The following is an 18,057-nucleotide window of genomic DNA, read 5'->3' as shown; positions in this document are numbered from 1 at the left end:
TGTTGCTCTCCGCGGGCGAGTGGATTTGCCTCGAGGAATCGCCGATCTTGGACGTGCCGTGCACAGACGGCGGCTATCATCTCGGCGCGATCTGGTTCGCCGCGAGAGCGGCGGGTGCATCCGTCGATCTGAGCGAGCTCCTCACCGGCGCGCTTCGTGAAGCGAGCTCCTTCGAGGGTCGGCCGTCCACCTGGTGTGCCATGCTCGAGCGTCTGACGCCGGCCGCGCTCGAGGCGGCGGGCTATCGACGCTGCACGGTGCGGTGGAAGCAGTCGGAGATAAAGAGCTGCTATTGCGTGCCGCGGTGAGCCGCGCCCCGGTTGAACGGGTGCCGGCGCTCCACCTCCATCCCACAGAGGGCGTGCAATGCACGGTTCGCGGGGGCATACTGCCGCGGCACGCTCCGCCATGACCAAGATCGCCCCGCGCTGGTGAGCCGCCTTCCAACCCGGGTCCGCCCGTCCGATCCCGAGTTCCGCGCCAACGTGGCACACATGGAGCGGCTGGTGGAGGCCCTCCGCGCGGCGCGCGCACGGGCGGCGGCAGGCGGCCCCGAGGAGGCGCGCCGCCGCCACACCGCCCGCGGGAAGCTCCTGCCGCGCGAGCGCATCGCGCGCCTCCTCGACCCGGGGACGCCCTTCCTCGAGCTCTCGCCGCTCGCCGCGCACGGCTGCTACGACGACGAGGCGCCGGGCGCCGGCATCGTGACCGGCATCGGGCGCATCGCCGGGCGCGAGTGCGTGCTGGTCGCCAACGATGCCACCGTGAAGGGCGGCACCTACTACCCCCTCACCGTGAAGAAGCATCTCCGCGCGCAGGAGATCGCGCTCGAGAACCGTCTCGGCTGCGTCTACCTGGTCGACTCGGGCGGCGCCTTCCTCCCCCTCCAGGCCGACGTCTTTCCCGACCGCGAGCACTTCGGGCGCATCTTCTTCAACCAGGCGCGCATGTCGGCGGCCGGCATCCCGCAGGTCGCGATCGTCCTCGGCTCGTGCACGGCGGGCGGCGCCTACGTCCCGGCCATGTGCGACGAGACGGTCATCGTGAAGAACCAGGGCACGATCTTCCTGGGCGGCCCGCCGCTGGTGCGCGCCGCGACCGGCGAGGAGGTGACGGCCGAGGAGCTGGGCGGGGGCGACGTCCACACGCGCGTCTCCGGCGTGGCGGATCACCTGGCCGCCGACGACGCCGACGCGCTCCGCACGGCGCGCGAGATCTTCGCGGCCCTCCCGGCGCCGCGCCCGGCGCCACTCGCGCGCGCGGCACCCGAGGACCCGGCCTACGACCCGCGCGAGCTCTACGGCATCGTGGCGCGCGAGCCGCGCAAGCTGACCGACGCGCGCGAGCTCATCGCGCGTCTGGTCGACGGCAGCCGCTTCCACGAGTTCAAGGCGCTCTACGGCCCGACGCTGGTGACCGGCTTCGCGCACCTGCACGGCTGCCCGGTCGGCCTCCTCGCCAACCAGGGCGTCCTCTTCTCCGAGTCGGCGCTCAAGGCGACCCATTTCATCGAGCTCGCCTGCGCGCGCGGCGTGCCGCTCCTCTTCCTCCAGAACATCACCGGCTTCATCGTGGGCAAGAAGTACGAGCAGGGCGGCATCGCCAAGGACGGGGCCAAGATGGTAAACGCGGTCGCCAATGCGGCCGTGCCGAAGCTCACCGTGCTGGTCGGCGCCTCGCACGGCGCGGGGAATTACGGCATGTGCGGGCGGGCGTACGGGCCGCGCCTCCTCTTCTCGTGGCCGAACAGCCGGATCTCCGTCATGGGCGGCGAGCAGGCGGCGCAGACGCTGCTCACCGTGAAGCTGCAGCAGCTCGAGGCGCGGGGCGAGACGATGGGCGAGCCGGAGCGCGCGGAGCTCATGGCGCCGATCCTCGCCAAGTACGAGGCCGAGGGCGACCCGTATTACGCGACCGCCCGGCTGTGGGACGACGGCATCCTGGATCCCCTCGAGACGCGCGACGCGGTCGGCCTGGCGCTCGCCGCGGCGCTTTGCGCCCCCATCCCCGCCACCCGCTTCGGCGTCTTCCGGATGTGAGCGTGAAGACCGTCCTCATCGCCAACCGCGGCGAGATCGCGGTCCGCATCGTGCGCGCCTGCCACGAGCACGGCCTCGCCGCCGTCGCGGTCTACTCCGAGGCCGACCGCGGCGCGCCGCACACCCTCGCCGCCGACCGCGCCGTCCCGATCGGGCCGCCGCCGGCGGTCCAGTCCTACCTGAACGTCGAGGCGCTCCTCGCCGCCGCGCGCAGCGCCGGCGCCGACGCCGTCCACCCTGGCTACGGGTTCCTCGCCGAGAACGCCTCCTTCGCGCGTGCGGTGGAGGCGGCCGGGCTCACCTGGATCGGCCCGCCCGCGCAGGCGATCGCCACCATGGGCGACAAGCTCGCCGCGCGCGCGATGGTCGCGCGTGCCGGCGTGCCGCTCGTGCCGGGGGCCGAGGTCGGCGGCGGCGACGCGGCCGCAGCGGCGCGGCGCCTCGGCTTCCCCGTCCTGGTGAAGGCTGCCGCGGGCGGCGGCGGCAAGGGCATGCGCACGGTGGCGAGCGAGGCCGAGCTGCCGGACGCGCTCGCCGCCGCCCGGCGCGAGGCCGAGGCCGCCTTCGCCGACGGACGCGTCTACCTCGAGAAGCTCCTCGTCCGTCCCCGCCACGTCGAGGTGCAGGTGCTGGGCGACCACCACGGCGCGCTCGTCCATCTCGGCGAGCGCGAGTGCTCGATCCAGCGCCGCCACCAGAAGATCGTCGAGGAGACGCCGTGCCCGGCGCTGACCTCGCGTCTCCGCGCCGACATGACGGCCGCCGCGCTCGTGGTGGCGCGGGCGGTCGGCTACGCGAGCGCGGGCACGGTCGAGTTCCTGCTCGACGCCGAGGGGCGCTTCCACTTCCTCGAGATGAACACGCGCGTGCAGGTCGAGCACCCGATCACGGAGTGGGTGACGGGCATCGACATCGTCGCGGCACAGCTCCGCATCGCCGCGGGCGAGCCGCTCGGCTTCACCCAGGCCGACGTGCGCACGCATGGCCACGCGATCGAGGGCCGGCTCTACGCCGAGGACCCGGCCGCGGGCTTCTTCCCGAGCGCGGGGCCGATCCTCGCGCTGCACGAGCCCGCCGGGCCCGGGGTCCGGGTCGACTCCGGGATCGCGGCCGGCGGCGTCGTCCCGGTCGAGTACGATCCGCTGCTCGGCAAGATCTCGGCCTGCGGCGAGGATCGCGCCGCGGCGATCGCACGGCTCTCGGCCGCCCTCCGCGACACGGCGGTCCTCGGCCCCACGACCAACCTGGCCTTCCTGCAGGACGTCCTCGCGCACCCAGCCTTCCAGCGCGGCGAGACGCACACGGGGTTCCTCGCCGAGCACTTCGCGACCTGGCGGCCGGGGGGCGACGAGGCCGTCGCCGCGCTCGCCGCGGCCCTGGCGCTCGCGCGGCCGGCCGCGCCGGCGGGCGATGCGCGCGGTCGCGCCGCCGCGCCGACACCGTGGGAGACGCTCGGCGCCTGGCGCCTCGGGAGCTGACGTGGAGACGCGCCTTCGTGTCGGCACGCGCACGCTCGCCGTGGGTCTCGTCCCCGCGGGCGACGGCTGGGCCGCCACCGTCGACGGCGCTGCCCACCGCGTCACCCGCCCGACGCCGGGCCCGCGCACCACGGCCGCAGGCGGGGCGACCGTCGAGGAGCTGTCGTTCGAGGTCGACGGGCGCCCGCACCGCACGCTGGTCGCGCGCACGCCGGGGCGCGTCCTGGTCGCGGTCGCGGGCCGCGTGTGGACGTTCGAGATCGGTGAGGAGGCGCGCGGGGCGCACGGCGCCGCGGGCTCCGGTGCCGTCACCGCGCCCATGCCCGGGAAGGTGGTCTCCGTGCTGATCGCGGAGGGCGACGTGGTCGAGGTGGGCCAGCCGCTCGTCGTCCTCGAGGCGATGAAGATGGAGAGCACGCTCGCGGCAGAGGTCGCGGGGCGGGTGACGGCCGTGCGCGCGGTCGCGGGGGCCAGCGTCGGCGCCGGCGACCTACTGGTCGAGATCGCGGCCGCGTAGGCGAGGCCCGAGAGGCTTGCGAGCGTCGGGGACAGCCTCGCCGGCTGCTGCGCCGGGGTATTCCGATCAAATGCGTCGGCGCAGGGTGGCGTCGACGGCGGCTGCGCCGTAGGGTCGCTCGCCCGCCGCGGAGGTCGACGCCATGCGCATCCTGATCCTCGACGACGATCCGTCCCGGAACGAGGCGCTTGCCATGAGCGTGGCGCGCGCCTCCCCGGGGGCCGAGGTCCGGCGCGCGTGCGGGGCGACGGCGGAGCGGGCGATCGCGGAGAGCACGCCGGCCCTCGTGGTCGTCGGGCCGGGGCTCGTGGACGGGGAGGGCGGCGGCGAGCTGGTGCGCGCGCTGTGCGCGCCGCGCCACGCGCTCGCGGTCATCGTGGTGAGCGCGCGCGATGCCGCCGGGCCCGCGGTCGCCGCGCTGCGCGCCGGCGCGGCGGACTACGTCGTCCTCGGGGACGGCGACGACCTGGCCGCCGTGGGGCGCGCGGCCGCCCGCCTGGCCGGGGCCGACGCCCACCGCCCGCCGCGCTCCGCCGGGCGTGGGGCGCCCGACGCGCTCGCCGGCCTGGTCGGCCCGAGTTCGGCGATGCAGCAGGTGCGCGCGCTGGTGCGCACCGCCGCGGGCGCGGAGGCCCACGTGCTGATCGAGGGCGAGACCGGCACGGGGAAGGAGGTGGTGGCGCGCGCCGTGCATGCCCTCGGTCGCCGCGCCGCGGGTCCCTTCGTGCCCGTCAACTGCGCCGCCGTCCCCGAGACGCTCGCCGAGAGCGAGTTCTTCGGGCACGCGCGCGGCGCGTTCACCGGCGCGGTGCAGGAGCGTCCGGGCGTGCTGCAGCTCGCCGACCGCGGCACGCTCTTCCTGGACGAGGTCGAGGACCTCGCGCCCGCGCTCCAGGCGAAGCTCCTGCGCGCCGTGCAGGACCGCGAGGTGCGGCCGCTCGGCGCGTCGAGCGTGCGGCGGGTCGACGTCCGCATCGTCGCCGCCGCGAACCGCGACCTCTGGCGCATGGTCGAGGCGGGCCAGTTTCGCCGCGACCTCTACTATCGCCTGCACGTGTTCGCGATCACGCTCCCGCCGCTCCGGCAGCGGCGCGAGGACCTGCCGGCTCTCATCGAGCACTTCATTGCCCGCTTCAACCGCGCGCACGGCAAGGCTTTCGCGCTCCCCCCGGCCGGGGCGCTGCGTCCGCTCCTCGAGCACCCCTGGCCCGGCAACGTGCGCGAGCTCGAGAACGTGCTCGAGTCGCTCCTCGTCCTCGCCAGCGCCGAGGGCGTCGAGCTGGCCGAGCTGCTCGCGCGGCGCCAGGCGCCCGCGGCGGGTCTCATGATCGACGAGCGCGCGCGCATCCTGCGCGTGCTCGACGAGCATCGCTGGAACCGGCAGCGCGCCGCCGCCGCGCTCGGCATCTCGCGCGTCACACTCTGGCGGCGCATGGAGCGGCACGGCATCCGCGATCCGCTCGCCGTCCCCACGCGTGAAACGGCCTGATCGACGGTGCTTCAGCCGCGCGCCTCCCGCGCGCGCGGTACCGCCGGGCCGGGCTGGCACGCTCGCTGCACTCTCCCCTGCCCGCCCCAGAGATCGGAGGAGGGTCGCATGGCGAAGGGATCCCACATCGTTGGATCGGTCGCGCTCGGCGGCGTTGTCGTGGCGCTCGTCCTGCGCGCGACCACGCTCCATTCCGTGAACGAGGCGCCGCTCATCTACCGCGTGGTCAGCAACGTGAACGACCTGGACGCGGTCGAGGGGCTGGCGCCGCCCGGACGCGTGGTCGAGCTGTGGTTCAGGCAGCGCAACTTCAAGGAGGGCACCGACGACGCGAGCGACCCCTTCGCCTGGTGCGGGTGGAAGAACGGCGGGGACGCCGTGCGCATCGGGATCGCGACGGCGGACGCCGGCGGGGTCTGGCGCCTGAGCGACCTCCGCCACGCGGGCACCACGGTGATGCTCTTCCCGCCGGCGCCCGGGGGGGACCGATGCCTCGGCGGGCTCTACACCGAGCTCCTGCCGCGCGCCTGCGACCAGCCCGGGGCGAACTGCAGCGCCTGGGACACGCCCACGCTCCACTGGCTGAACGTGCGCAAGCTCCGCCCCACGATCGGCGCGGTCGCGGGCTCAGTCTCGCGCGCCGAGCACGCCGCGGCCGCGGTGGCGGACGGTCCCGACGACGGGCCCGAGCCGAGCGACGTGGTCGACGTGGACGAGAACGGCATCGACACCACGGCGCCCGGCTACGAGGTCGGCCAGCGCGTCACCTGGCGGTGCGGCGTGGGCGGCACCGCGGTCTGCCCGAGCGTGACGATCCACGACGGGTCGACGGCCGTGTCGACGGATCCCGAGTTCCCGTTCGTCCTCGGCACCATCCAGGGGCACCGCACGGGCGGCTCGTTCATCGCAGCCGCAGCCATCCCGCGCGGCTCGCCGATCGGCTTCTCGGTGAACGTCAACGTCAAGTTCCGGGGCCTGCTCGACGTGAACCTGGGGTGCGATCGGACGCGGTTCTTCGACTTCTCGCTGGCGAAGGTGTTCTGAGGGGTCGGTGGTGGCCTGTTCCAGGCGCGGGCGCCGGCCGGGCGACTATGAGTCGCCCCGCCGGTCGCGGCGCCTCATCCCAGGCGGGCACCGGGTTCGAGACCGAGGGAGCGGGCCACGTCCGCGGCGGGAGCCTTCGCGCCGCCGTTGCGGGCACGGGCGCAGCGGACGGCACCGTCGCGCGCGGCGACCCTGATGCCTTCGACCCCGATCGCGACCACGGTGCCGGGCGGGGCGCCGGCGGGCGCCTCCGCCCGGCGGGGCTCGTAGAGCCGCAGGCGGGCGCCGCGCCAGGTGGTATGCGCGCCGGGCCGGGGGTCGCAGCCGCGGATCAGGTCGTGGAGCTCCGCCGCGGGACGGCTCCAGTCGATCCCGGCGTGCGCGTCGCTGCAGAGCGGGTCGTAGCTCGCGCGCGACTCGTCCTGCGCGACGCGCGGCGCCCTGCCCTCGCGGACGAGCGCGACCGCGTCCAGCACCGCGCGCACGCCGAGCGGGCAGAGCGTCCGGTAGTAGAGGCTGCCGGCGGTGTCGTCCGGCCCCACGGGCGCCGGACGCTGGAGCAGGATCGGCCCGGTGTCGATGCCCGCGTCGGGCCAGAAGACGGTGACGCCCGACTCGGTCTCGCCGCGGATCAGCTGCCAGGCGATCGCGCTGCCGCCCCGGTAGCGCGGCAGGAGCGAAGGATGAAAGCAGATGCTGGTGAGCCGCGGGACGTGGAGCAGCGGCTCGGGCACGATCTGGGTCGCGTAGGCGAGCACGCCCAGGTCGGCGCGCGCCGCCTCGAAGGCGTGCCGCGCCTCGGGCGCCCTGAGCGAGCGGAACTGGTGCACCGGGATGCCCCGCGCGAGCGCCGCGGCCTTCACCGGGTCCGGCTTTGGCCCCGCGTCGGGCGGGCACACGACGGCCGCGATCGTGTCGCCCGCCGCCTCGAGACCGCGCAGGACCTCCTCGGCGAAGGCGGCCTGCCCGACGAGGAGGATGCGCATCGCGGACTAGGAGGCCGTCAGATGAGTCGCGAAGAACTTCTTGAGCCGCGCCCACGCGTCCTCGGCCGCGGCCTTCTGGTACGAGGCGCGCTCGTTACAGAAGAAGCCGTGGCCGGCGCCGGGGTAGACGACGACCTCGACCGCCTTCCGGTGGCGCCTGGCCTCGGCCTTCAGCTGCTCGACGCTCTCGAGCGGGATGAAAGCGTCCTTCTCGCCGAAGAAGGCGAGCACGGGGCACTCGAGCTTCGCCGTCTTCTCGACCGGGATGCCGCCCCCGTAGAAGGGCACGCTCGCCTTGATCTTGTCGGCGAGCTCGCACGCGGCGAGGTAGGCGACGCGCCCGCCCATGCAGAAGCCCGTGATGCCGATCCGGTCGGCGCGCACGAAGCTCTGCTTCTCCAGGTAGGCGATGCCGCTCGCGACGTCGGAGACGACCTCCGGGTCCTTGAGCGACTGCATGAGCCCGATCGCCTCGGGGAGCTGGTCGTAGCCGACCGTGCGTCCCTTCCCGCCTCGCCAGTAGAGATCCGGCGCGAGCGCGACATAGCCCTCGCCCGCGATCCGGCGGGCCACGTCCTTGATGTGCTCGTTCAAGCCGAACGCCTCCTGGATCACCAGCACGCCGGGCGCGCGCGCGCCGCCCTTCGGCCGCACGCCGAAGGCGGGCATCGCGCCGCCCGCCGCCGGCACCTCGATCATCTGCGTCTCGACGTCCATCGCGAGAAGCCCTCCTCAGGTGGGATGACGCCCAGATATAGGAGGGACCCTTCACCTTTCAATGCCTTGGCCGCGGCCTTTTCGTCGCCGTTGACTCATGCCGCCGGTGCGGCATAGCCTAAAACGGCTTTTCGGAGGGGACGGTGCGCCGCGAGAAATCCAACTACACGATCCAGTCGGTTTCCCACTCCCTGGATGTGCTCGAGCAGTTCGCCGGCGAGGCCGAGGAGCTCGGCGTGACCGAGCTGTCGAAGCGGCTCCGCCTCCACAAGAACAACGTCTTCCGCCTGCTCGCCACGCTCGAGTCGCGCGGCTACATCGAGCAGAACCGGGCCACCGAGAACTACCGCCTCGGCATCCGTTGCCTCCAGCTCGGGCAGAGCTACGTGCAGCACATGGGGCTCCTCCGCCAGGCACGCCCGATCATGACGGAGCTGGTGCGTCAGGTGCGCGAGACGGCGTATCTCGCCGTCCTGCGGCGCGCGGCGGTGGTCCCGGTCGAGGTGATCGAGGCCGACCGTCCCGTGCGCATCGTCTCGCAGCTCGGCGAGGCGCTGCCGCTCCACGCGACCGCAGCCGGCAAGGCTCACCTCGCCTTCGAGCGGGAGGACGAGCTGCGCGCGCTCGTCCCCGACGGCCTCCAGCGCTTCACCGAGCGCACCATCGTCGACCGCCCGGCCCTCCTCCAGCAGCTCCGCACCGTGGCGGCGAGCGGCTACGCCGTCGACCTGGGCGAGCACCTCGAGGACGTGCGCGCCATCGCCGCGCCGGTGCGCGACTACGCGCGCGCCGTGGTAGGCGCGTTGACGGTCGCGGCGCCCGCCTCCCGCCTGACGCCCGAGCGCATCGAGAAGGAGGTCGCGCCGCTCGTGCTCAAGGCGGGACGCGAGCTGTCCAGCCGGCTCGGCTTCGACGTCGGTCGGCGCGAGGCGCAAGGCTGAGAGAAGCCGGCGGCTTCCTTACTTGACTAGACCGTCCCGCGCTGTGTAATGCCTTCCCTCCCGCGCCTGTCCGCAAGGAGACCGGTGTGAAGATCTTCGTCACCGTCAAGCGCGTCCCCGATCCCGAGACGGTCATCAAGATCGCCTCCGACGGGAGCAACATCGTCCCCGACAACGTCAAGTGGGTGATCAACCCCTTCGACGAGATCGCGATCGAGGAGGCGCTGCGCGTGAAGGAGAAGGTCACCGGCACCGAGGTCGTGCTGGTCTCGATCGGCCTGAAGGCGGCGCAGGAGCAGCTCCGCACGGGGCTCGCCATGGGCGCCGACCGCGCCATCCTGGTGCTCTCCGAGGAGGCGCTCGAGCCGCTCGCCGTGGCGCGCGTCGTCCACAAGCTCGCGGAGACCGAGAAGCCGGACCTCATCATCATGGGCAAGCAGGCGATCGACGACGACTCGAACTGCGTCGGGCAGATGGTCGCTGAGCTGCTGCAGTGGCCGCAGGCCACCTTCGCGTCCAAGCTCGAGCTGGCCGCCGACCAGAAATCGGCCAAGGTGACGCGCGAGGTCGACGGCGGCCTCGAGACGCTCGCCATCCCGCTCCCCGCGGTGGTGACCGCGGACCTCCGCCTGAACGAGCCGCGCTACGCCTCGCTGCCCGGCATCATGAAGGCGCGGAAGAAGGAGATGAAGGAGATCCCGGTCGCCGATCTGGGCATCGACGTGACGCCGCGGCTCAAGATCCTGAAGCTCGAGACACCGCCCAAGCGCACGGGCGGGCGCAAGGTCCGGTCGGTACAGGAGCTGGTGCAGGTGCTGCACAGCGAAGCGAAGGTGATCTGAGCATGGGCAACGTTCTCGTCGTCGCCGAGCACCTGCACGGCAAGTTCCCGAAGACCACGCTGGTGAGCGTCGCCGCCGGCAAGCAGGCGGCGTCGCTCGCGGGCGGCAAGTGCATCGCGGCCGTCCTCGGCCAGGGCATCGACGCGCTCGCCAGCGAGCTGGCCGAGTACGGCGTCGACGTGGTGGCGGTCGACGGCGCCCCCTTCGCCCACTACCTGGCCGACGCCTACACCGCCGCCATCGCCGAGATCGCCAGGCAGAAGGATGTGGAGACGGTGATCGCGGCCGCGACCGCGGTCGGCAAGGATCTGCTGCCGCGCGTCGCCGCGCGCCTCGGCGCCGGCATGGCATCGGACGTGACCGCGATCGTTGACGCCAAGACCTTCAAGCGGCCGATGTACGCCGGCAACGCGATCGCCACGGTCGAGCTCCAGGGCACGCCGCGCGTCGTCTCGGTGCGCGTGACGGCCTTCGACGCGGCGGCCAAGGATACGCAGAAGGGCGCGGTCGAGAAGCTCGCCATCGCGCCCGACCCGGCGCACAACCGCATGCAGTTCGTCGACTTCGCCGAGACCAAGTCAGACCGCCCGGTGCTCACCGAGGCCCGCATCGTCTGCTCCGGCGGCCGCGGTCTCAAGAACGGAGAGAACTTCAAGATCTACCTGGAGCCCCTGTGCGACGCGCTCGGCGCCGCCATGGGCGCCAGCCGCGCCGCGGTCGACGCGGGCTTCGTGCCGAACGACCTCCAGGTCGGCCAGACGGGCAAGGTGGTCGCGCCGCAGCTCTACATCGCCGTCGGCATCTCCGGCGCCATCCAGCACCTCGCCGGCATGAAGGACTCGAAGGTGATCGTCGCCATCAACAAGGACGAGGAGGCGCCGATCTTCCAGATCGCCGACTACGGGCTGGTGGCCGATCTCTTCAAGGCCGTGCCCGAGCTCACCGAGGAAGTGAAGAAGCTCAAGTCCGCGTGAGCGGGTGGGCGCGCTCCCGCGGGCCTTCTACCTCCAGCCGACCCTGCGCGTCGCTCGCGCGCTGCTCGGAAAGCTCCTCGTCCACGAGACCCCGGCGGGCCTGACCGCCGGCCGCATCGTCGAGGTCGAGGCCTACCGCGGCCCCGCCGACCGCGCCGCGCACAGCGCGGGCGGCCACCGCTCGGCGCGCAACGAGGTGATGTGGGGTCCGCCCGGCCACGCCTACGTCTACTTCATCTACGGCATGCATCACTGCGTGAACGTCGTCTGCCGGCCGCCCGAGGTGCCGGAGGCGGTGCTCCTGCGCGCGCTCGAACCGGAGGAGGGCGAGGCGCTCATGCGCCGGCGCCGGAGGCTTCCCGATGCCCCCGCGTGGCGTCTCTGCCGCGGCCCGGGCGCGCTCTGCCAGGCGATGGGGATCGGACGTGCGGAGAACGGCGCCGACCTGGTGTGCGGCGCGCTGCGCATCCTCGACGCACCCGCGGTCCCGGCGCGCCAGGTCGCGCGCACGCCGCGCATCGGCGTCGCCTACGCCGGCGCGGACGCGGTGCGGCCGTGGCGCTTCCTCCTGCGCGGGAGCCCCGCCGTGTCGGGGCCGCAGCTCCGAGCGCCGCGTCACGGCGGCGGGCGGGGGGCATGAGGGACGCGCCCGCGGTCGTCAGCGCGCGCCGATGTGCCGCCGGACGACGTTCAGCAGCGTCTCGACGTCGACGGGCTTCCGGACGTAGCCGGCGACGCCGAGCTCCCGCGCCCTCTGCTTCAGGTCCGCGTCGGCCGAGAGGAGCACGACCGGGACCGCGGCCAGCCCCGCCGTCTGGCGGAGCGAGGCCAGGAGCTGCCAGCCGCTCATGACGGGCATCATGAGGTCGAGCAGGATGAGCTCGGGCCGCTCGGGTCCGCGCAGGTAATCGAGGGCTTCCCGGCCGTTGGTCGCGGCAACCGTCCGGTAGCCCTCGAAGCGCAGCAGCTCGCAGACCGCGTCCAGGCAATCGCGGTCGTCTTCCACGACGAGAACGACGCGCTCGGTCCGGTCCCCCTGCATCACGCGCTCGTGGCGGTCGCGCTCCGTGCCGGGGTCGGGCCTCGCATCGGCAGCTCGACCGTGAAGATCGATCCCTCGCCGAGCCGGCTCTCGACGCGGATCCGACCCCCGAGGGCCTCCACGAACGTGCGCGCGATCCACAGCCCCAGGCCAAGCCCGCCGACGTGCTGGCCGGACACCCCCCGCTCGAAGCGCTCGAAGATGCGCGCCTGGTCCTCGGGCGCGATGCCGATACCATGGTCGCGCACGAGCAGGCGTGCCGTGTCGCCGTCACCCTCGACGACGATCTCGATCGGCTTGCCGGCCCCGTACTTGATGCCGTTGGAGAGCAGGTTCGCGACGACCCCGTCCAGGCGCAACTCGTCCCAACGGCCGAGCACGGACGACTCCGCGCGCAAGCTGAGCGGGCAGCACGCGCGGCGCAGCTCGCCGTCGAACTGCTCCGCGACCTCGCGCACGACGGCGGCCAGGTCCACGTCGTCCTCCGGCTCGAGCGCGAGGCGCCCTGCCGCGATGCGCGATACGTCGAGCAGGCTGTTGACGAGCCGCGTGAGCCGGAAGACCTGCCGCTCCAGGAGCTGGGACCACTCGCCGGGCGGCTCCGGCTCCTCCGCCCGTGGGTGCCGACGCAGCACGGCGAGCTGCAGCCGGAGCGCGTTGAGCGGCGTGCGCAGCTCGTGCGAGGCCATGGAGATGAACGAGTCGCGGGCGCGGACGGCCTGCGCGAGCTCGCGGTTGACCTCGCCCAGCGCCGCGCGCCCGCCCTCCAGATCCTCGATGGCCCCCTGCCGCTCGGATATCGCGGCGGCCAGGACCAGAAACGTCGGAGCAACGATGGACATGAAGGTCTGGAGCGACAGCAGGCTCTCGCCGAGCGCCGGTCGCACGAAGGGGCCGCGCCCGAGCACCGTGTATCCGATGGCCACCACCGAGGTCAGGAAGGTCGTGGAGGTCGCGCCCCGCTGGCCGAAGCGCACGGCCGCCCAGATCAGCAAGGGGAAGAGCGCATAGACGTGCCCGAAGGCGGTCTGCTCGGCGCCGGGAGCCGACCGGAAGACGGCGAGCGCACCGCCGAACAGGCCGGCACCGAGCGCTGCGGCCTCGAGGATGCGCCGGGGGTCCCTGCTCATGCGCAGGTTGCTCACCCACGCGAGCAGCACCGGCGCCACGACGAGATCGCCGATCACGTCGCCCACCCACCACGCGCGCCACGTCTCGAAGAGCCGATCGCGGGCCACGATGCCGCCGAGGAAGAGGCTCCCGACGCCCATGGTCGCGCTCACGAGCGTGCTCGCCAGTGCCGCCAAGCCGATCAGCGCGAGGACGTCGCGCAGCCGATCGAGCGACCGGCGGAACTCCACGCGCTCGAGCACGAAGGCGCCGATCACCGCCTCGAGCGTGTTGCCGGCCGCGATCCCGAGGGCGGTGGGGACCGGCGCGCCGATCCACCAGTTCACCAGGAACGCGCCCAGCGCCACGCCGGGCCACAGCCGGCGGCCGCCCACGAGCAGCGCCGCGAGCGCGAGGCCCGTCGGCGGCCACACGACGGTCGCGAAGCCGCTCACGGGGTCCATCTCGAGGCCGAGCTTCGCGACGGCGAGGTAGAGGGCGGCAAGCGCGAGGACGCTCAGCACGTAGCGAGAAGGCACCTTCGGCGATCCGGCCTCCGCCACGTCCTCACGTCCCACGGGGCGCCCGTCCGAGAACTGCACGCGCCACGGCCGAGTTCAAATCCGCGGCACCGTCCTCCGCTACGTCGCCACCTTGGCGACGATCTCCATCACGTCGAGGGTCTGGACCTTGTCCTCGAGCTCTCTCGCCTTGATCCCGTCGGACAGCATGGTCATGCAGAACGGGCACGAGACGGCGATGACCTCCGGGCTCGTCTCGAGCGCCTGCTGGGTGCGCAGGAGGTTCACGCGCTTGTCCGGGTCCTCCTCGATCCACATGCGCCCGCCGCCCGCCCCGCAGCACATGCCGAACTGCTTGTGGCGGCGCATCTCCCGCACCTCGGCGCCGGCCCTGGCGAGCACGGTGCGCGGCTCGTCGTAGATCTCGTTGAAGCGGCCATAGTAGCAGGAGTCGTGGTAGACGGTCCGCTTCTTGAACGCGGGCGGCACCTGGAGGCGGCCCTGCGCGACGAGCCGCGCCACCAGCTCGGCGGCGTGGATCACCTCGTACTGGCCCCCGAACTGCGGGAACTCATTCTTGATGGTGTTGAAGCAGTGGGGGCAATTGACGATGACCTTCTTCACGCCGGCCGCGTTCAGGCTCTCGATGCACGCCTGCGCCATCGTCTGGTAGAGGTACTCGTTGCCGAGGCGGCGCGCGGTCTCGCCGTTGCAGAGCTCCTCCCTGCCGAGGCAGGCGAAGTCGACGCCCGCCTTCTCGAGCAGCCGGGCGAAGGCCTGGGTGGTCTTCCTGTTGCGGTCGTCGAAGGCGCCGGCGCAGCCGACGTAGTAGAGGTACTCGGCGTCCGGCTTGTCGGCGACGGTGGGGACGCCAAGGCCAGCCGCCCAGTCGAAGCGCTTCTCGGCCCCCAGGCCCCAGGGGTTCGACTGCGTCTCCATGCCCTTGAAGGTGCGCGTGAGCTCGGTCGGGAAGCGGGCGGCCTCCTGCACCAGGTGGCGCCGCATGTCGACGATCTTGTCGACGTACTCGATCATCACCGGGCACGCCTCCTCGCACGCCCGGCACACGTTGCACGACCACAGCACCTCGTCCGTGATGACGGGGCCGACGATGTTCTCGCCCACCTCGGGCGGCTCGGCGGCGTCGCCGTTCGGGCGGTGACGGACGCGCTTCGCGACGACCTCGTCCTGGTGCGCGTAGAGGTAGTCGCGCAGGTCGAGGAGGAGCTGGCGCGGGGCGAGCGGCTTCCCGGTCGCGGTCGCCGGGCACTGCGACGAGCACCGGCCGCACTCCGTGCAGCTGAACATGTCGAGCACCTGCTTCCAGGTGAACTGGTCGATGTGCGAAGCGCCGAACGTGGTGGCGTTCTCCAGGTCCTGCTTGGAGAGCGCGCCGAGCGGCTCGAGCTTCTGGAAGAAGACGTTGGGCAGCGAGGTGATGACGTGGAAGTGCTTGGCGAGCGGCAGGAAGTTCAGCATGACGAGCACCGAGAGGTTGTGCGCCCACCACGCCACGGCGCCGACCGTCGCCACGAAACCCAGGCTCATCCCCGCCAGCCACGGTCGCACCACGTGGTTCGAGAGCGGCTCCCAGGAGCCTTCGCCGGCGATCGCCGGCTCGCTCGCGTGCAGCACGAGCCGGCTCGCGTCGTAGACCGGCCCCGAGCTCACGATGATGCCGATGCAGCCGAGGATGAGATACGCTTCCCAGTGGTGGTGGGCGCGCTGACGGTTCTCGGCCGGCGCGAACCCGATGAGGCGCATCGGGCGCGTGACCGCCCAGCGCGCCAGCAGGACGAGCACGCACACCAGCACGATCCCCTCGAAGCAGTCGCGCAGGAACATGTAGGGCCCGCCGAGCAGCGACGGGCTCATGAGCGGCACGTAGAAGTGCTCGCTGTAGGCGCGTCCGAACATGGTGAGGATCTGGAGGCCGAGCACCGTGAAGCCCCAGAAGACGAAGAAATGGAGCCAGCCGGCCAGCGTCTCCCGCACCCACGACACCTCAGGGCGGATGAACTTCTTCTGCCCGAGCGCGATGGTGACGACGGCCCACAGTCGCTTCGGGACGCGATCGACTTTGAAGCTTCCGGTGGCCGCGCGCAGCAGGTTGAACCGGCCCCACACCTGGTGGATGAAGAGCCCCACCGCGACCAGCAGGCACACGGTGAACAGGATGGCCGTCGGCATGCTCCCCGCTTAGTCCACGCCCTTCCCGCATGCAACAGCGCGTCATGCGTCTGGTGCTCACCGCCGCGCTCCTCCCCCTCGTCCTCCCAGCCGGCTGCCGGGACCGCGGTCCGGTGGCGGTGATCCAGGGGGCCGGCGGCGCGGTCGAGGTGGCGCTCGAGGTGGCCGCCACGCCCGCGGAGCGGGAGCGCGGGCTCATGTACCGCAGCTCCCTCGCCGAGGGCCGCGGCATGCTCTTCGTCTTCGACCAGGACGGGAACCACACGTTCTGGATGAGGAACACGCTCATCCCGCTCGACATGCTGTTCATCGCGCGCGACGGGACGGTGGTCGGCATCCACGCGAACGCAACCCCGCTCTCGACGGCCAACATCTCGGTCGGCAAACCGTCGCGCTACGTGCTCGAGGTCCCCGGTGGCTGGGCCGCCCGCCACGGGATCGCGGCGGGCGCGCGGGTCGAGTTCCGCGGTCTGAACGCCCTCAGCCAGCGAGCTGCCGGGGAATGATTACCGCCTAGCGACGTGGCTCGCGATGCATTCATCGGCAACCGACCGCCAGGACGCAGTTGCCGGCAACGCAGCGCGTGCATCCATCGGATTCGAAGCAGTCTGCGTCCTGCTGGCACGGGTGTGCGACCCGGAACATGACCGCGTGTGCGGTCTGTGTGCACACGATGGGACCCCCGCGCGGTCCGGCGGGCGAGAACTCCCATTCGTCGGTGACTCTCGCGATGCCGTTGCTGCCGGGTAGGGTGGCCGTCAGCTGATGAGCGAAGTTGTAATTCCGGATGGAACAGCAGTCGCCCGAATCGACAGTGAAGCCTTCTCCGGATACCGTCGTCTCCCCCGCGAAACCACAGGCGAGTAGGTCGGTACCAACCTGTGTCAGAATCAACTGATAGTGAGGGTAAAGAGCGACGAAATCAGGGTCAGGCGGAACCGTGCAGGTGTCCGTCGAGTCCGTTTCCGTGACTGTCCATTCGCCCGTCAGGTCCGGGATGCCCGGGGGAAGCGTGCTCGTCGTGGTGGTGCAGTGCTTGGCGGGGAGACAACGTACCACGACCCGACCTTTGTTGAATGTGCGCCGATGCCTTCCGGCCGTGAGGGAGATGGCGTACCGCGGGATCGGATCGGGGCAGTGCCGACCCAACATGGTCGTAGCAGCGCGCCGAGGGGTTACGCACGGGCCAGCGCTGCAGTCCGGTCCTCCAACGAGCGCGCACCGCAGGCCGTGAACATAGGGGGCGTTGAAGGTGCAGATGCCATCACACGCCTTGTCCAAGTCGCACAACCCAAGCCCTTTCACGCGACGGCCGAACGCTTGGACAACATCCGAGCCCCCATCCCGGCATGTCAAAAGCACCACTCGGGCAGTCGCCGAGGTGCAGAAGAGCATCAACCAGGCGCCTGCAATTGCCAACCGGCAGTGCATCTGGAAGCCGCTGGGGTACCGATCCCGCGAAGCGCCGTGAAGAAGGTCGGCAATGGACATGCTAGCTAGTTTCAACGTCCTCTCCGACCGGCGTTCAAGTCTGCTAGAGTCGGAAGCGCGCGTCAAGAAGTGACCTCGGCGTGCCGGAAGGCCCAGGACGTGAGCCGTCAGCCTGGGCCCTCGCCCAGGAGTGGCTGAAGCCGACAGACGAAACGGCGGCAGACCACCTCGCCACGCACGGCTCGGCCAAGGCGAAAGCATCCAGTGGTATCAGAATGCGCGACGTGGCATCAGGAGTCCGGCCAACCGCCAGACGAGGCGTCGAAGCCGCAGCGACGCGGGCAACCTTGAATTTCCGGGGAGCGCATACTAAGGACCGAGTGTCTCGCCGGAAGATCCGACGCATGGGAATCAAGGAGAATCTGGCCGAGCTCGAGCGCCGGAACCGCGAGGCGCTGCTCGGCGGCGGCGAGGAGCGCCTCGCCAAGCGCCAGGCCGAGGGCAAGCTGACCGCGCGCGAGCGCATCGACCAGCTCCTCGACCCGGGGAGCTTCGTCGAGCTCGACCGCTTCAAGACCCACCGCTGCCTCGACTTCGGCATGGCCGAGCGGAAGATCTACGGCGACGGCGTGGTCACCGGCCACGGCACCATCGACGGCCGCCTGGTCTTCGTCTTCTCGCAGGACTTCACCGTCTTCGGCGGGAGTCTCTCCGGCGCCTTCGCCGAGAAGGTGGT

General features: G+C 72.0%; 15 protein-coding genes and 1 pseudogene. 11 read left to right on the top strand and 5 right to left on the bottom strand.

Features of this window, described 5'->3' with window-relative positions:
* The first annotated feature begins 53 nt into the window (after window positions 1–53).
* The 5 genes and pseudogenes from E6J59_15240 to E6J59_15220 all read left to right on the top strand — a co-directional run bounded on the left by E6J59_15240 (window position 54) and on the right by E6J59_15220 (window position 6,567).
* Window positions 54–308, top strand: a complete 255-nt coding sequence (locus E6J59_15240) for a hypothetical protein (GenBank protein TMB17987.1) — start codon at window positions 54–56, stop codon at window positions 306–308.
* A gap of 186 nt (window positions 309–494) precedes the next feature.
* Complete coding sequence (locus E6J59_15235; protein ID TMB17988.1) at window positions 495–2,039, top strand: methylcrotonoyl-CoA carboxylase; 1,545 nt, start codon at window positions 495–497, stop codon at window positions 2,037–2,039.
* Window positions 2,036–4,034, top strand: a pseudogene (locus E6J59_15230) (biotin/lipoyl-binding protein). Before E6J59_15235 ends, E6J59_15230 begins: the two are co-directional and overlap by 4 nt.
* Window positions 4,035–4,176: 142 nt before the next feature.
* Window positions 4,177–5,523: a sigma-54-dependent Fis family transcriptional regulator gene (locus tag E6J59_15225; protein TMB17986.1), complete on the top strand. Its 1,347-nt coding sequence runs from the start codon at window positions 4,177–4,179 to the stop codon at window positions 5,521–5,523.
* A 108-nt stretch (window positions 5,524–5,631) separates the two neighbouring features.
* Window positions 5,632–6,567: a hypothetical protein gene (locus tag E6J59_15220; GenBank protein TMB17985.1), complete on the top strand. Its 936-nt coding sequence runs from the start codon at window positions 5,632–5,634 to the stop codon at window positions 6,565–6,567.
* Window positions 6,568–6,641: 74 nt separating this feature from the next.
* Here E6J59_15220 and E6J59_15215 read toward each other — a convergent pair whose 3' ends face one another.
* Together E6J59_15215 and E6J59_15210 are read right to left on the bottom strand one after the other, a co-directional pair.
* Window positions 6,642–7,553 (bottom strand): methionyl-tRNA formyltransferase, encoded by a 912-nt coding sequence (locus E6J59_15215; GenBank protein ID TMB17984.1) that lies wholly within the window; start codon window positions 7,551–7,553, stop codon window positions 6,642–6,644.
* Between the two features lie 6 nt (window positions 7,554–7,559).
* Window positions 7,560–8,270 carry a dienelactone hydrolase family protein gene (locus E6J59_15210; GenBank protein TMB17983.1) on the bottom strand — a complete coding sequence of 237 codons (711 nt, stop codon included), beginning with the start codon at window positions 8,268–8,270 and terminating at the stop codon, window positions 7,560–7,562.
* A 143-nt stretch (window positions 8,271–8,413) separates the two neighbouring features.
* Between E6J59_15210 and E6J59_15205 the strand changes: the two genes are divergently transcribed.
* The 4 genes from E6J59_15205 (at window position 8,414) to E6J59_15190 (ending at window position 11,667) form a co-directional block, all read left to right on the top strand.
* Window positions 8,414–9,211 carry an IclR family transcriptional regulator gene (locus tag E6J59_15205; GenBank protein ID TMB17982.1) on the top strand — a complete coding sequence of 266 codons (798 nt, stop codon included), beginning with the start codon at window positions 8,414–8,416 and terminating at the stop codon, window positions 9,209–9,211.
* Window positions 9,212–9,297: 86 nt separating this feature from the next.
* Window positions 9,298–10,053 (top strand): electron transfer flavoprotein subunit beta/FixA family protein, encoded by a 756-nt coding sequence (locus E6J59_15200; GenBank protein ID TMB17981.1) that lies wholly within the window; start codon window positions 9,298–9,300, stop codon window positions 10,051–10,053.
* 2 nt (window positions 10,054–10,055) lie between these two features.
* Complete coding sequence (locus tag E6J59_15195; protein TMB17980.1) at window positions 10,056–11,027, top strand: electron transfer flavoprotein subunit alpha/FixB family protein; 972 nt, start codon at window positions 10,056–10,058, stop codon at window positions 11,025–11,027.
* 4 nt (window positions 11,028–11,031) lie between these two features.
* Window positions 11,032–11,667: a DNA-3-methyladenine glycosylase gene (locus tag E6J59_15190; GenBank protein TMB17979.1), complete on the top strand. Its 636-nt coding sequence runs from the start codon at window positions 11,032–11,034 to the stop codon at window positions 11,665–11,667.
* Window positions 11,668–11,685: 18 nt separating this feature from the next.
* Here the strand turns inward: E6J59_15190 and E6J59_15185 are convergent, their stop codons facing one another.
* From E6J59_15185 to E6J59_15175, 3 genes are read right to left on the bottom strand one after another with little or no spacing between them, the layout of a single operon-like run.
* On the bottom strand, window positions 11,686–12,069 hold the full coding sequence (locus E6J59_15185; GenBank protein ID TMB17978.1) for a response regulator: 384 nt from the start codon (window positions 12,067–12,069) through the stop codon (window positions 11,686–11,688).
* Window positions 12,069–13,781 carry a hypothetical protein gene (locus tag E6J59_15180; GenBank protein ID TMB17977.1) on the bottom strand — a complete coding sequence of 571 codons (1,713 nt, stop codon included), beginning with the start codon at window positions 13,779–13,781 and terminating at the stop codon, window positions 12,069–12,071. Before E6J59_15180 ends, E6J59_15185 begins: the two co-directional genes overlap by 1 nt.
* 39 nt (window positions 13,782–13,820) lie before the next feature.
* The gene (locus tag E6J59_15175) at window positions 13,821–15,890 is read right to left on the bottom strand and encodes a (Fe-S)-binding protein (protein TMB17976.1); all 2,070 of its coding nucleotides are present in this window, start codon (window positions 15,888–15,890) and stop codon (window positions 13,821–13,823) included.
* Between the two features lie 29 nt (window positions 15,891–15,919).
* On the opposite strand from E6J59_15175, the gene E6J59_15170 reads away from it, so the two are divergent.
* Entirely contained in the window at window positions 15,920–16,396 is a 477-nt protein-coding gene (locus tag E6J59_15170) for a DUF192 domain-containing protein (protein ID TMB17975.1), read from the top strand.
* Window positions 16,397–17,725: 1,329 nt separating this feature from the next.
* On the top strand, window positions 17,726–18,057 hold a 332-nt coding region (locus E6J59_15165; GenBank protein ID TMB17974.1), incomplete at its 3' end, for a methylmalonyl-CoA carboxyltransferase.

Source organism: Deltaproteobacteria bacterium (genome assembly GCA_005879795.1).
In the GTDB taxonomy this organism is placed as follows: domain Bacteria; phylum Desulfobacterota; class Binatia; order DP-6; family DP-6; genus DP-6.
The sequence above is the reverse complement of the archived record's forward strand: the minus strand, read 5'-3'. Positions and strand labels throughout refer to the sequence as shown.

Coding starts and splice junctions, on each gene's coding strand:
- E6J59_15220 (TMB17985.1), top strand. CDS start 5,632: ATGGCGAAGGGATCCCACATCGTTGGATCGGTCGCGCTCGGCGGCGTT.
- E6J59_15210 (TMB17983.1), bottom strand. CDS start 8,270: ATGGACGTCGAGACGCAGATGATCGAGGTGCCGGCGGCGGGCGGCGCG.
- E6J59_15225 (TMB17986.1), top strand. CDS start 4,177: ATGCGCATCCTGATCCTCGACGACGATCCGTCCCGGAACGAGGCGCTT.
- E6J59_15185 (TMB17978.1), bottom strand. CDS start 12,069: ATGCAGGGGGACCGGACCGAGCGCGTCGTTCTCGTCGTGGAAGACGAC.
- E6J59_15175 (TMB17976.1), bottom strand. CDS start 15,890: ATGCCGACGGCCATCCTGTTCACCGTGTGCCTGCTGGTCGCGGTGGGG.
- E6J59_15195 (TMB17980.1), top strand. CDS start 10,056: ATGGGCAACGTTCTCGTCGTCGCCGAGCACCTGCACGGCAAGTTCCCG.
- E6J59_15170 (TMB17975.1), top strand. CDS start 15,920: ATGCAACAGCGCGTCATGCGTCTGGTGCTCACCGCCGCGCTCCTCCCC.
- E6J59_15235 (TMB17988.1), top strand. CDS start 495: ATGGAGCGGCTGGTGGAGGCCCTCCGCGCGGCGCGCGCACGGGCGGCG.
- E6J59_15215 (TMB17984.1), bottom strand. CDS start 7,553: ATGCGCATCCTCCTCGTCGGGCAGGCCGCCTTCGCCGAGGAGGTCCTG.